The following is a 13180-nucleotide window of genomic DNA, read 5'->3' as shown; positions in this document are numbered from 1 at the left end:
TTAAGGCCGGGACGGCGCCCGGACCCGGCCGTGGATCCAGCCGACGATCGCGTCCGCCACGGCGTCGCTGTTCGATTCCAGCATCATCATGTGGCCGTTGCCGCGGATACCCTGCTCGGCGAGCGCCAGCCGGTCCGGTTTCGCGCCGGCCTGGGTCAGGAAGGCCGCCGTGCAATCGTCCATGGTGGCCCGGAACGAGGCCTCGGCGGTGACGATCACCGCGGGCACCCGGGCGAGGTTCGGCAATTGGCGCGCGGGCTCGGCCTGAAGCCAGCAGCGGATCTTGTCGGGCGCGGCGGCGCTCTCGGCCTGGACCACCGTCAGGTCGGCCGGGCCGCTCACCGGCGGCTCGAAGTGCAGCGGCACCCGCGTGATGCCGTAGGGGCGCGCCCGGGCCTCGCCGACGCGCTCGTACCAGTCCGCGCCGCCCTTGAAGCGGATGTCGTAGAAGGTCGGCCCGTTCGGCTCGACGGCGATATGCGCCTTCACGAGGTCGGGCCGCTGATCGGAGACCGCCCAGCCGAAGACACCCGCCTGCGAGTGCGTCAGCAGGATCGCGGGGCCGATCTTCTCCAGCAGGTCGATCAGTGCCGGATCGACCAGCTCCTCGCTCTTCAGCGCGCTCGCGATGTAGGGCACCTGCGAGAGGTAGAACTGGTCGAAGGCGGCGTTGCCGCGGATGCCGGCACCGCCCGGCCACTGCGTGTGGAGCTTCGCCTGCGGGTAGAGCCCGGAGCGCTCCTGCCCGGTGAACACCGTCTCTAGGTCCTCGGCGGGCAGGCGGGCGTAGGGACCGTACATGTCCGGGTCGCCGCCCGAGCGGCCCCGGCCGACCTGATCGACGACGTAGACCGCGAAGCCCTGCGCGGCGAAGCGGTCGGCCCAGCCCGGCCGCCCGTCGGGCGTGCCGAGGAAGTTGGTCCCGGTCTGCGCGGTGCCGTGCACCAGGACGATTGGGTAGGGCTGCGTCACCCGCTCCGGGGCGCGGTACTCCACGAACATCTGCCCGGAGGCCGTGGTTTTGCCGCCGGCCATCGCGTAGCGGCCGCCGACGAAGACGTAGCCCGCGGGCCGCGTCGGCCTGAACGGCGCGTCGGCGGCGCCCGGCTCGGCGGCCCCGGACGGCGATGCGGTCGCGAGGCAGAGCAGGGCCAGCGCCCCGGCGGCGGCGTTCCTCAACATGGCGTCCTCCCGCGGGCGTCTGGCGCGCCCGGCGGGAGGCATATCAGCGTGAAAGTCCCGCCCGGTCCAGCCGGGCGTCCGATCAGGCGTGGGCGAGGCGCGGCTTCTTCCCCAGCGCCTCCTCGACGGTGCCGGCGCCGTCGAGATAGCCGTGGACCTTGGGGTTCGGCATGATCAGCGAGGCCACGAAGGCGATCGCCATCAGGACGGTCACGTACCAGAAGAACGTGCTCTCCATGCCGGCGTCCTTGAACCACAGGGCGACGAACTCGGCGGTGCCGCCGAAGGTGGCGTTGGCGATCGCGTAGGACAGGCCGACGCCGAGCGCCCGGACGTTGGTGGGGAACAGCTCGGCTTTCACGATGCCGCTGATGCCCGTGTAGAACGACACCACCGCGAGCCCGAGGGTGATCAGCGCGAAGGCGAGATAGGGGTCCTTGTTGGTTCCGAGCGCCGTCATCAGCGGCACCACCATGAGCGTGCCGAGGCCGCTGTAGAGCAGCATGTTGGCCTTGCGGCCGATCTTGTCGGAGAGCGCGCCGAAGATCGGCTGGATGATCATGTAGACGAACAGCACCACCGTCATCGTCTGCGACGCCGAGGTCTTCGGCATGCCGGCGGTGTTGACGAGATACTTCTGCATGTACGTCGTGAAGGTGTAGAAGCTCAGCGAGCCGCCGGCCGTGTAGGCGATCACGACCAGGAACGCCCGCCAGTGCTTGGCCAGCGCGGAGAAGGTGCCGGCGGTCTCCTTGTCGCTGCTGTCCTTCGTCTCGGCCAGGGAGCGCCGGAGATAGAGCGCGACGACCGCGAGCGCGGCGCCGATGAAGAACGGGATGCGCCAGCCCCAGGCCGTGAGTTCCGGACCGGTCATCACCGTCTGCAGCAGCACCAGGACCAGCGAGGCGAGGAGTTGGCCGCCGATCAGCGTCACGTACTGGAACGAGGCGAAGAAGCCGCGCTTCCCCTTGATCGCCACCTCGCTCATGTAGGTCGCCGAGGTGCCGTACTCGCCGCCGACGGACAGGCCCTGGAGCATGCGGGCGAGGAGCAGCAGCACGGGGGCCAGCGTGCCGACATGCTCGTAGGTCGGCAGGATGCCGATCAGCAGCGAGCCGAAGCACATCATCAGCACCGAGATGACCATCGAGGTCCGGCGGCCGACCCGGTCGGCGATGCGGCCGAACAGCCAGCCGCCGATCGGCCGCATGAAGAAGCCCACCGCGAAGATGCCGGCGGTCTGCAGGAGCTGGCTGGTGGAATCGCCCTTCGGGAAGAAGGCCGGAGCGAAGTAGAGCGCGAAGAACGCGTAGCAGTAGAAGTCGTACCACTCGACGAGATTGCCCGAGGACGATCCGACGATCGCCCAGATCCGGCGCTTCCGGTCCGCGGCGTCGTCGAGGGCACTCGGTGCGATACCGATCGTATCGTCTCGCGAGGCGGACATGGCGTCTCCGTCGATCAATCTCGATGCCGGCCGGAGCCGGTCTCTTTCTGGTGCGGCGCGACGTTACAGGTGACGCGCCTGATCGCAAGACCGTGATCCGACTTAGCCGAGGACAGCGCGGGCGGGTGTCACGGGCAGCGTGTCCACAGTGCCGCGGGACGGAACGGTTCGCCCCGAGGCCCCGTTGCGGGCCGGCGTGGGCGTCGACGGCGCTCCGACCACTCCAGGAGGAGAAGCCATGAAGCGGATTCTGAGAGACACGGTCGCGGCGGCCATCGTCGTGGCCGGAGCGGCGACGGCGTTCGCGCAGGGCGGCCCGGGCGGCGGAGGGGCCGGGCCCGGTGGCGGCGGCGCCGGCGGGCCCGGCGGCGCCGCCGGCGCGGGCGCCGGTCCGGCCGGCGGCGGCCCGGGCGGTGGCGGTGGCGCGGGCGGTGGAATGCGGGGCGGCGCCGGCGGGCCCGAGGGGGCGCGATGCGCGGGCCCGGCGGTGCCGAGGGCGGACCGCGCGGCGCCGAGCCGGGTGGTCCGGGCGGCCGCGGTGCCGAGGCGCCGGGCCGCCCCGGTGGCGCGGCCGAGCGCAACGGACCGGCTGACCGGGCCGGGCCCGCCGCGAACCCGGGTGCCGGCGATCGCGGGGACCGGGGCGAGCGTGGTGCCCGCGAACCGGGTGCCGGGCCCGACCGCGGCAATCGTGACGCGGCCGGTCCCGAGCGTGGCGGTCGCGGTCCGGCGGGCGAGCGGGGGGGCCGTGACGGCGCCCGCGACCGGGGCGCCGTCCGCGGCGCCGTCGGCCGCCTCGACACCCGTCAGCGCACGGAGTTCCGCAGCTCGATCACGCGTCTGGGCGTCTCGCCGCTCCGGGACGTGGCGTTCGGTCTCGCGGTCGGCACGGCGATCCCGCGCTCGATCACCCTCCACCGGCTCCCGCCGGCCATCGTCGAGCTGGTGCCCGAATACGAGGGTTACGACTTCGTCCTGGTGCGCGACGACATCGTGATCATCGATCCCGACACCTACGAAATCGTGGACGTGATCCCGGCCTGAGTGAGCACGACAAGGTTGGCGCGCCGGGCGGGCCCTCTGCCCGGCGCCCTCTACCGTCCGCCGTCCAGGAGCTTCGACACCACCCGCGCCGTGTAGTCGACCATCGGCACGATCCGCGCGTAGTTGAGCCGGGTCGGACCGATCACGCCGACGACCCCGACGATCTTCTGCGATCCGTCGCGGAACGGCGCCGCGATCAGCGAGGAGCCCGACAGCGAGAACAGCTTGTTCTCCGAGCCGATGAAGATCCGGACGCCCTCGCCGCCCTCGGCGCGGGACAGGAGATCGATAACGTCCTTCTGGGTCTCCAGATCGTTGAACAGCAGGCGGATGCGCTCGAGGTCCTCCACCGCGCGCAGGTCGTCCAGCAGGTTGGCCTGTCCGCGCACGATCAGCTGGCGCGCCTCCGACGGCCCGACCGGCGTGGCGAGCCCGGCATCGACGAGGCGCTCGGTGATCACGTCGAGCTCCCGCTTCATCGCCTTGCGGCCGGCTTCGATCTCGGCGCGCAGCGTGCCGAGCGTGCGGCCCTGCAGGCGCGCGTTCAGGAAATTCGTCGCCTCCTGCAGCGCGCCGGCCGGCAGGCCCGCCGGCAGGTCCACGAGGCGATTCTCTACCGAGCCGTCGTCCGAGACGAGGATGACGAGGGCGCGGGCGGGATCGAGGCGCACGAACTCGATGTGCTTCAGGTTGACGTTCGCCTTCGTGGTCAGGACGACTCCGGCGCCCCTGGAGACCCCGGACAGCATGGTCGAGGCTTCGGCCAGCGCGGAATCGAACGTGTGGCCCGAGGCGGCGGCGCGCATCTGCGCCTCGATCCGCGCCTGCTCGTCCTGGCTGACGTCGCCGAGCTCGAGCATCGCGTCGACGAAGAAGCGCAGGCCGAGCTCCGTGGGCAGGCGGCCGGCGGACGTGTGCGGCGCGAAGATCAGGCCGGAATGCTCCAGATCCGCCATGACGTTGCGGATCGAGGCCGGCGACAGCGCCATCGGGAGGATGCGCGCCAGATTCCGGGAGCCGACCGGCTCGCCGGTCGTGAGATAGCTCTCGACGATCTGCCGGAAGATCTCCCGGGCGCGCTCGTTGAGGGCGGCGAGCGCCTGCATGGCCTGGCCGTTCGAGAAGTTGGGACTGGGGTTTGTCACGGGGTCATCCTGTGGTCCGATCATGTCCAACCGTCCCGCGCGGATCAATCCGTACGGCGATGCTTGCCCGCGGTGGCGCGGCGGCCTAAGAGCCCGGCCCTCGACACTCTCGACAGAAGGGGCCCGCGATGCGGCCTTCCAAGCGTGCCGCCGACGAGTTGCGGCCCGTGAGCCTGGAGCGCGCGGTCTCGCGCTACGCCGAGGGCTCGTGCCTCGTCAGTTTCGGCAACACCCGGGTGCTCTGCACAGCTTCGCTGGAAGAGCGCGCGCCCCCGTGGCTGCGCGGGTCCGGCAAGGGCTGGGTCACGGCCGAGTACGCCATGCTGCCGCGTGCGACGCACGAACGCACCCGCCGCGAGGTCGGTTCCGGGAAGCCGTCGGGTCGGACCCAGGAGATCCAGCGGCTGATCGGCCGGTCGCTGCGCGCCGTCACCAACCTGCCGGCGATGGGCGAGCGCCAGGTCACGATCGATTGCGACGTGATCCAGGCCGACGGCGGCACCCGGACGGCCGCGATCACGGGCGCCTGGGTGGCGCTGCACGATTGCTTCGCCTGGATGCGGACCCGCTCGATCATCTCCGTCGATCCGCTGCGCGATCACGTCGCCGCGGTCTCGTGCGGTCTCTACAAGGGCACGCCGGTCCTCGACCTCGACTACGCCGAGGATTCGGCGGCCGAGACCGACGCGAACTTCGTGCTCACCGGCCGAGGCGGCATCGTCGAGGTGCAGGGCACCGCCGAGATGGAGCCCTTCACCCAGGAGCAGCTCATCGAGCTGCTCGGCCTCGCCCGCGCCGGCACCGAGCGGCTGGTCGCCCTGCAGAAGGAGGCCATCGCGTGAGCCGCCGCCTGACCGGGAAGGTGGTGATCGCCACGCACAATGCCGGCAAGCTCGCCGAGATGCGCGACCTGCTCGCGCCGTTCGGGATCGAGGCGGTGTCGGCGGGCGAGCTCGGCCTGCCCGAGCCCGACGAGACCGGCACGATGTTCGCCGAGAACGCCGCGATCAAGGCGCGGGCGGCAACCGACGCCACCGGTCTGCCAGCCTTCGCGGACGATTCCGGCCTGTGCGTCGACGCCCTCGACGGGGCGCCGGGCATCTTCTCGGCCCGCTGGGCCGGCCCGACCAAGGATTTCGCCGGCGCGATGGCGCGGATCTTCGCCGAACTCGACCGGCGCGGCGCGGCCGACCGCCGGGCGCACTTCGTGTCCGCCCTGGTGCTGGCCTGGCCGGACGGGCACACCGAGCTGTTCGAGGGACGGGTGTTCGGAGACCTCGTCGCCGCGAAGGGCTCCGCGGGCTTCGGCTACGACCCGATCTTCCGGCCGGAGGGCCACGACCGCACCTTCGGCGAGATGAGTGCCGACGAGAAGCACGGCGTCGACTGGCAGAAGGGGCGGGGCCTCTCGCACCGGGCCCGGGCCTTCGTGGAGCTGAGCCGCGCCTGCCTCGCGCCCCGCGCCTGATTGCCAAACGGGGCGCGGGCGCTCACATCCCCGCCATCATGTCATCGACCGGCCCGAACCATCCGACCCGCGACGCGGGCTTCGGGATCTACCTGCACTGGCCCTTCTGCGCCGCGAAGTGCCCGTACTGCGACTTCAACAGCCACGTCCGCCGCGCGGGCGTGGACGAGCCGCGCTTCCTGGCGGCGTTCCGCGCCGAGATCGCCCACAGCGCCGCCCGGACGCCGGGGCGGACCGTGACCAGCATCTTCCTCGGCGGCGGCACGCCCTCGCTGATGCAGCCCGCCACGGTGGCCGGGCTGCTCGACGCGGTGGCGGCCCACTGGGCGGTCGCGCCGGACGCGGAAGTGACCCTCGAGGCCAACCCGTCGAGCGTCGAGGCGGGCCGGTTCCACGGCTACCGCGCCGCCGGCGTCAACCGGGTTTCGCTCGGCATCCAGGCCCTCGACGACGCCTCGCTGCGGACCCTCGGGCGCCTGCACGACACCGCGCAGGCCCTCGACGCGATCGCCCTGGCGCAGTCGGCGTTCGCGCGGACCTCCTTCGACCTGATCTACGCGCGGCCCGGGCAGACGCCGGCCCTGTGGCGGGCAGAGCTCGCTGACGCGCTCGCGCGGGCCGCCGAGCACCTCTCGCTCTACCAGCTCACCATCGAGCCCGGAACGCCGTTCCACGGGCTCGCCGCCGCCGGCAAGCTGGTGACGCCGGACGACGAGGTCGGCCGCGCCCTCTACGACGTCACCCAGGATCTCTGCGCGAAGGCCGGCCTTCCGGCCTACGAGATCTCGAACCACGCGCGGCCCGGCGCGGAATCGCGGCACAACCTGCTCTACTGGCGCTACGGCGAGTATGCCGGCATCGGTCCGGGCGCCCACGGCCGGCTCGTGACGCCCGGGGGCCGGATCGGGACCGTCACGGAGCGGTCGCCCGAGGCGTGGCTCGCCCGCGTCGAGGCCGAGGGCCACGGGATCGTCGAGACCGAGACGCTCTCGGCCGCCGACCAGGCCGACGAGTTCCTGGTGATGGGACTGCGCCTGCGCGAGGGGATCGATCCCGAGCGCTACGCGGCCCTCAAGGGGCGGCCGCTGAACGGCAACCGGATCGGCATGCTGATCGGGGACGGCCTGCTGGAGCGGCTGCCCGGCGGCCGCATCGCCGCCACGGCGCGGGGCGCGCCGGTGCTGAACGCCCTGGTCGCCGAACTCGCGGCCTGATCAGATCGCCGGCTTCGCGAGGACCCGCGGGGCGGGGCTGACGGGCGTCGCGGCGTTGTTGCGGATCTCGTAGACCGCGAGGGACCGGTCGCTCTGACCGTCCGGCCGGAACCGGAACGTCCCGTCGACGCCCGCGAAGCCCAGGCCGTTGGTCAGGGTCGCCTCGGCGAAGCGCTGCGAGCCGTACCGCCGCGACAGGGCCGCCGCGAGCAGCACCGCGTCGTAGGCGAGCGAGGCCACACGCGGCGGGACGGTGCCGAACCGGGCCTGGTAGCGCGCGCTGAAATTCGAGAAGCCGACGCGGTCCGGCGCGGCGTAGCGGCCGCCCTGGAGCGCGGGCAGCGCGTAGAGCGACGGCTCGTTCCAGAGGGCGGTGCCGAGGGGACGCACCCGGGCGGGCGAGAAGCCCGCCTTCGTCAGCGACGCCGCCACGGCGGGCATGGCGTCGGCGGTCTCGGGGATGAACAGCGCGTCGGCGGTGGCGCCGGGCCCGGCGATCACCCGCGCGAGCCGCTCCACCGCCGGGCCGGGCGCGCCCGCCGGGTAGCGCTCCACGGCGGCGACCCGCGCGCCCTTCCGGGCGACGATCTCCCGGAACTCCGCCTCGACGGCGTTGCCGTAGGCCGTCTCGGGGATCAGCGCCGCGAACGACCGCTTCCCGCCGGCGACCGCGTCCTCGACGACGCGGTCCACCTCCGGCTGCGGCAGGAAGCTCAGCAGGTAGACGCCCTGGTTCGCCACGGTCGCGTCCGTGGAGAAACCGATCACCGGCTTGCCGGCGGTCCTGGCGACGGTGGCGGCGGCCTGGACGCTGCCGGCGAAGAGCGGGCCGAGGACGATGTCGGCGCCCTGACGCAGCGCCTCCTGCGTCGCCTCCCGGGCGCCGTCCGGGCTGCCCCGGTCGTCCTCGACGAGGAGCGTCAGGTCCGGCTGCTGGGCCTCGTCGTAGGCGAGCTGCGCCGCGTTGCGCAGGGCGGCACCCACCGTCGACCCCTGGCCGGTCAGCGGCAGCACCAGGGCCACCTTCACCGAACCCGCGCCGATGCGCCCGCCGCCGCCCGCGGCCGGCATCGGCGCCGCGGCGGGCATCGGCTCCGCGGCGGGCGCGGGGCCCGGCGCGCCCGGCACGGCGGCCGGCGGGGTCAGCTCGGCCTGCGGCCCGGTCGCGCGTCTGGCGAAGTCGCTGCCGATGCAGCCGCCGAGCGACAGCAGGACGGCGCAGAGCGCGGCGGTCGGGGCGGTGACACGCACGAGACGGTCCCGCGCGCTTGTCGGGCGCGCCATGGCGCGTACTCCTTCGGGCAGGCTCCGCAGCCTGACCGGCACGATCCCAAATGTAAACGCGGCGGCGCGGACTTGCCCCCCGGTCACGCGGCCCGGCCGCGACGAGAGGCGGCCGGTGTGGCAAGATCGCCGGTGATGACCCGCAGATTCGACGACCCGGGGCCCGCCGCCTCGACCCGAGCTCCGTCCCAGAAGCTCGCGCCCGACCGGCCGCGCAGCACGACCTTCACGGCCTTCGGCCTCGCGAGCGAGACCGAGCCCCTGTCCCCGGGCCTGCACATCGTGGCGACCCCGATCGGGAACCTGCGCGACATCACCATCCGGGCGCTGGCCACGATGGCGGCGGCCGACGCGGTCCTGGCCGAGGACACCCGCGTCACCCGGAACCTGCTGGCGCATTACGGGATCACGACGCCGCTCCTGGCCTATCACGAGCATTCCAACGACGCGGTGCGCGAGCGGATGGTGGCGCGGCTGCGCGCCGGAGAGGCGCTGGCACTGGTCTCGGATGCCGGGACGCCGCTCGTCTCGGATCCCGGCTACAAGCTGGTCCAGGCCGCCATCGAGGCCGGCATCGCCATCACGCCGGTGCCGGGACCGTCCGCGGTGATGACGGCGCTGGTCGCGGCGGGCCTGCCGACCGACCGCTTCTTCTTCGAGGGCTTCCTGCCGCAGAAGGCCGGCGCGCGGCGCAACCGCCTGGAGGCACTGCTCCAGGTCCCCGGCACGCTGGTCCTGTTCGAGTCGCCGCATCGGCTGCCCGACATGCTGGCGGACGCCGCCGCGGTGCTGGGGTCGGAGCGGCCGGCCGCCGTGACCCGCGAGCTGACCAAGCTCTACGAAACCATCCGGCGCGATACGTTGGGTAGCCTGAGCGAGCGCTTCGCCCAGGAGGGACCGCCGAAGGGTGAGATCGTGGTGATCATCGGTGCGGCGACGGCGCCGGAGCGGAACGCGGATTCGGACGCCGCCCTCGACGCCCTGATCCTGGCGGCGCTGGAGCGGCACTCGATCAAGGATGCCGCCAGCCTCGTGTCCCACGAGACCGGGCAGCCGCGGCGCCTCGTCTACGCGCGGGCGCTGGCGCTGGCGCGCGACCAGTGATGAACGGGGCACTGCCGGAGCGGGCTGGCCGGCGCCGCGCCGCCTATCGGCTGGGACACCGGGCCGAGTGGCTGTCGCTCGCCGCGCTGATGCTCAAGGGCTACTGGCCGATCGGCCGGCGCGTCAGCATCGCGGGCGGCGAGATCGACCTCATCGTCCAGCGCTGGAACACCGTCGTGTTCGTGGAGGTGAAGGCGCGGGCAAAGCGCGACGACGCCCGGGAGGCGATCGACGCCGCCAAGAGGCGGCGGTTCTCCCGCGCGGTCCGCGCCTGGATCGGTCGGAATGCGTGGTGCGCCGGGGCGACGTTCCGGGCCGACGCCGTGTTCGTCGGGCGCTGGGCCTGGCCCGCCCATGTCGAGCGGGTCTTCACGATCGAGGGGCTCTGACGTGCGGACCTCAGCCTGCCCGCGCGAGCGCCTCTGGTCTCAGGCGCGGGCCGCGCGGATCGCCCCGATCAGCGTGCGCTTCAGGTCGGCCTGGCTGAACGGCTTCTGGACGACGGGCCTGTCGCGGAACGGCTCGCGGATGCCGGCGCCGCCGTAGCCGGTCGAGAAGACCAGCGGCAGGTCGCGCTTGGCGATGGCCTCGGCCACCGGGTAGATCGGCTCACCCGCCACGTTCACGTCGAGAATGGCGACCTCGAACGCCTCCTGCGACGCCATCTCGAGCGCCGAGGACAGACGCGCGGCCGGCCCGACCACGGCACAGCCGAAGTCGAGGAGCATGTCCTCCAGCAGCATCGAGATCGCGGCCTCGTCCTCGACGACGAGAACACGGACGCCGTTGAGGACGTCGTCGTTGGGGTCAGCAATCACGCCGGGCCGTCTTCCCTTCGAATGCCCCCGTCGCCGGGGATCTTGCCATGCGGTTGGTCAGGCCTTGCGCACCGCGTGAGCAGCGTCCGGAAGGGTGAACGCGGCTCGGGGGCCAGCCCGCGAGACAACCTGAGGCGTCGCCCGTAATGCGCAATGTGTCAAGCGTTCCCGGCCCGTTCTGACACCCAGACCGGGCGCTATGTTAACCGATGATACATTTTTGTGCGGACGCCGCCGCGAGGGCGGCCGCGGGTATCCCCGAACGCCCGCTCAGTCGTCCTTGAAGCTGACCTTGGCGCCCCGTGTCACATGTGCGGCGAGGTCGCGGGCGTTCCAGTTCGTCAGGCGGATACAGCCGTGGGACTCGGTCTTCCCGACTTTCTCAGGCTCGGGCGTACCGTGGATCCCGTAGCTCGGGATCGCGAGATCGATCCAGACCAGGCCGACCGGGTTGTTGGGGCCCGACTGGATGATGAATTTGTGCTGCGCCTTCACGCCCTTGAACGCGTATTTCGGGTTGTAGGTGTAGTCGGGATCGAACGCGACGCCCTTCACCTTGGTCTCGCCGCTCGGCGCCGGCTTCTCGGAACTGCCGATCGACGCGGGATAGTAGGCCACGAGCTTCCCGTCGGCGCCGAACGCGCGAACGTCGCGGCTCGTCTTGTCGACCTCGATGCGCTCGACCTTCGGCTCCTGCGGCAGATCCTTCCCCTTCGGCTTGTCCGTGCCCATCGGGTCGACCGCCGCGACCGCGATGGTCGTGCCGGCCTTGTCGAGGGGTTTGCCGGGATTGAGCGCGCTGACCAGGTCGCGGCTCATGTGGAACCGCTCGGCCAGCATCTCGCGGGGATTGGTGTAGCCCAGCGTCTTGAGTTCGGCCTGCTCCTCCATCTTGGGCGGGATCCGCTCGACATAGGGGCCCGCGGCGTCGGCCTCGGTGAGCGTGTAGTCCGTGACCACCGGCTTATCGCTGGTCGCCTGGAGCTTGTCCCAGATCTCGGGCGTCAGGTCCTCGCCGGCGGGCAGTCCCTGGGCCACCGCGAAGGCCGAGAGGGCGTGCCGGTAATTGTCGCCTTTCCGGCCGTCGATCGCGCCGGGATAGAAACGCGCGCGATCGAGCAGAACCTGGGCTTTGAGGATCAGCGGATCGGGCCGCTCCTCGGACGACTTGGCCCGACGCTTCCTCGCGTCCGGCTTCGCACCCTCGGTCTTCCCGGCGCCCGGCTGTGCCGGGGCCGCGGCGTTCACCGCCTCGGCCGTCAGCGCCGGCGGCTCGACCGTCTCGGCCTTCTGGCCCTTCCCGCTCCGCGCCGCCGCGCCGTGCGCGGCCAGACAACTCGCCAGCAGTGCCGCACTGACCGACCGCCAAGGTTTCGGGATCATCGTCGTCGTCATTCCGGGGAGCGGACGCGCTCTCGTGCCGAGAAATGCCGGATCTGCGGGAACGTTCCACGCCGCTCTACTGGCACAGACGGTGACCGGCGCTGCGCTCGCGCTCGTCGAGGTGGAAATGATTGGCGTGCGCGGCGTTCGAGCCCGGGCCGAGGACGGTGCGGAAGTAGCCGCACGCCTTGGCGCGCACCGCGCCGAGGAACTGTGCCTCCTCGGAGCCGTCCGGCATCGCCTTCACGGGGATGCTCGCGCGTCCCGCGAAGGCGAAGCCCATGATATCGGCGGCGTTGGCGAAGGCGTGCTCGCTGAGCTTGGCGTCGACGTCGTGGTTCTGCCCGCGGCAGACGTAGGAGCCGCCGAATTCGAGCGCGGTCAGGGGATGCTTGAGCGTCCGATCGGCCTCGACCTGAACCTCGGTGACCCAGCGCGCCAGCGCCTCGGCGGTCCGGCAGGTCAGCGTGGCGCCCTGCGGCAGCGCCACGCCGTCGGCGAACTTCGTCACCTTGAGCGGCAGCGGTGCGGTGCACTGGCCTTCGGAGATCGGCGGCAGCGGCTCGAAGTCGACGCCGAGCCGCTTCAGCCGCGTCCGGCAGGCGGTGTCGTCCGGCGGCGTCACCTTGAGGGCCAGGACGGCCGCGCCCGACAGCTCCGGCGGCCGCTCGGGCGGTGCCGGCGGCGGCGATGGAATCTCGGGCCTGCCGGCCTCTTTGCCCGTCTCCTTCCCGGATTCCGGCGCGGCATCCGCCGGCCTGTCCCGGCCGGATTCCTTCGGCGCCTCCCGGGCCTGCTCCTTGCCCGGCTCCGCGACGGGCGGCTTCAGCGCCTCGGGACGCTCCGGCGGGAGGGGCGGGGGTGTCGGCACCGTCGCCGCCGGCGCTTCGACGGCGCGGACCGGCGATGCCGGGAAGGCGAGCCCCACGGCGAGGGCGCCGCCCGCGAGAACCATCGCGGGTCGGAAAGTCGACAGGCTGCGTCCCGACATGGGGCCTCGAAGCGTGGGCGTTGGCCTCTACAACGAGCGAGACGTCATTCGGATCGCCCGGACCCGGTTGACGGCCGCGCCGATCGAGCCACTGTCTTCC

General features: G+C 72.3%; 13 protein-coding genes. 6 read left to right on the top strand and 7 right to left on the bottom strand.

Annotated elements, in window-relative coordinates:
• Together LOK46_RS15905 and LOK46_RS15900 are read right to left on the bottom strand one after the other, a co-directional pair.
• Positions 1-1182: an alpha/beta hydrolase gene (locus LOK46_RS15905; protein ID WP_273558659.1), complete on the bottom strand. Its 1182-nt coding sequence runs from the start codon at positions 1180-1182 to the stop codon at positions 1-3.
• Positions 1183-1264: 82 nt separating this feature from the next.
• A complete protein-coding gene (locus LOK46_RS15900; protein ID WP_273558657.1) occupies positions 1265-2629 on the bottom strand; it encodes an MFS family transporter in 1365 nt (454 codons plus the stop codon).
• Between the two features lie 471 nt (positions 2630-3100).
• Between LOK46_RS15900 and LOK46_RS15895 the strand changes: the two genes are divergently transcribed.
• Complete coding sequence (locus tag LOK46_RS15895) at positions 3101-3673, top strand: DUF1236 domain-containing protein (RefSeq protein WP_273558655.1); 573 nt, start codon at positions 3101-3103, stop codon at positions 3671-3673.
• Between the two features lie 50 nt (positions 3674-3723).
• On the opposite strand, the gene hrcA is transcribed toward LOK46_RS15895, so the two are convergent.
• Positions 3724-4779, bottom strand: a complete 1056-nt coding sequence (gene hrcA, locus LOK46_RS15890; protein ID WP_273564603.1) for a heat-inducible transcriptional repressor HrcA — start codon at positions 4777-4779, stop codon at positions 3724-3726.
• 167 nt (positions 4780-4946) lie between these two features.
• Between hrcA and rph the strand changes: the two genes are divergently transcribed.
• The 3 genes from rph to hemW are packed head-to-tail and all read left to right on the top strand — an operon-like array spanning position 4947 to position 7500.
• Positions 4947-5660, top strand: a complete 714-nt coding sequence (gene rph / locus LOK46_RS15885; protein WP_273558653.1) for a ribonuclease PH — start codon at positions 4947-4949, stop codon at positions 5658-5660.
• Positions 5657-6286: an RdgB/HAM1 family non-canonical purine NTP pyrophosphatase gene (rdgB, locus tag LOK46_RS15880; RefSeq protein WP_273558651.1), complete on the top strand. Its 630-nt coding sequence runs from the start codon at positions 5657-5659 to the stop codon at positions 6284-6286. The genes rph and rdgB overlap by 4 nt, the downstream gene beginning before the upstream one ends.
• A 38-nt stretch (positions 6287-6324) precedes the next feature.
• On the top strand, positions 6325-7500 hold the full coding sequence (gene hemW / locus LOK46_RS15875) for a radical SAM family heme chaperone HemW (RefSeq protein WP_273558649.1): 1176 nt from the start codon (positions 6325-6327) through the stop codon (positions 7498-7500).
• On the opposite strand, the gene LOK46_RS15870 is transcribed toward hemW, so the two are convergent.
• Positions 7501-8784, bottom strand: a complete 1284-nt coding sequence (locus LOK46_RS15870) for a penicillin-binding protein activator (protein WP_273558647.1) — start codon at positions 8782-8784, stop codon at positions 7501-7503.
• A gap of 135 nt (positions 8785-8919) precedes the next feature.
• On the opposite strand from LOK46_RS15870, the gene rsmI reads away from it, so the two are divergent.
• Both rsmI and LOK46_RS15860 read left to right on the top strand, forming a co-directional pair.
• Positions 8920-9888 carry a 16S rRNA (cytidine(1402)-2'-O)-methyltransferase gene (rsmI, locus tag LOK46_RS15865; RefSeq protein WP_273558646.1) on the top strand — a complete coding sequence of 323 codons (969 nt, stop codon included), beginning with the start codon at positions 8920-8922 and terminating at the stop codon, positions 9886-9888.
• Positions 9888-10277 carry a YraN family protein gene (locus LOK46_RS15860; RefSeq protein ID WP_273558645.1) on the top strand — a complete coding sequence of 130 codons (390 nt, stop codon included), beginning with the start codon at positions 9888-9890 and terminating at the stop codon, positions 10275-10277. Before rsmI ends, LOK46_RS15860 begins: the two co-directional genes overlap by 1 nt.
• Positions 10278-10316: 39 nt before the next feature.
• Here the strand turns inward: LOK46_RS15860 and LOK46_RS15855 are convergent, their stop codons facing one another.
• From LOK46_RS15855 to LOK46_RS15845, 3 genes are all read right to left on the bottom strand, one after another.
• Positions 10317-10706: a response regulator gene (locus LOK46_RS15855; RefSeq protein WP_273558644.1), complete on the bottom strand. Its 390-nt coding sequence runs from the start codon at positions 10704-10706 to the stop codon at positions 10317-10319.
• 270 nt (positions 10707-10976) lie between these two features.
• A complete protein-coding gene (locus tag LOK46_RS15850; protein WP_273558642.1) occupies positions 10977-12089 on the bottom strand; it encodes a L,D-transpeptidase family protein in 1113 nt (370 codons plus the stop codon).
• A 76-nt stretch (positions 12090-12165) separates the two neighbouring features.
• A complete protein-coding gene (locus tag LOK46_RS15845; RefSeq protein WP_273558640.1) occupies positions 12166-13080 on the bottom strand; it encodes an extensin family protein in 915 nt (304 codons plus the stop codon).
• Between the last annotated feature and the right edge of the window lie 100 nt (positions 13081-13180).

Source organism: Methylobacterium sp. NMS14P (genome assembly GCF_028583545.1).
Taxonomy (GTDB): domain Bacteria; phylum Pseudomonadota; class Alphaproteobacteria; order Rhizobiales; family Beijerinckiaceae; genus Methylobacterium.
The sequence above is the reverse complement of the archived record's forward strand: the minus strand, read 5'-3'. Positions and strand labels throughout refer to the sequence as shown.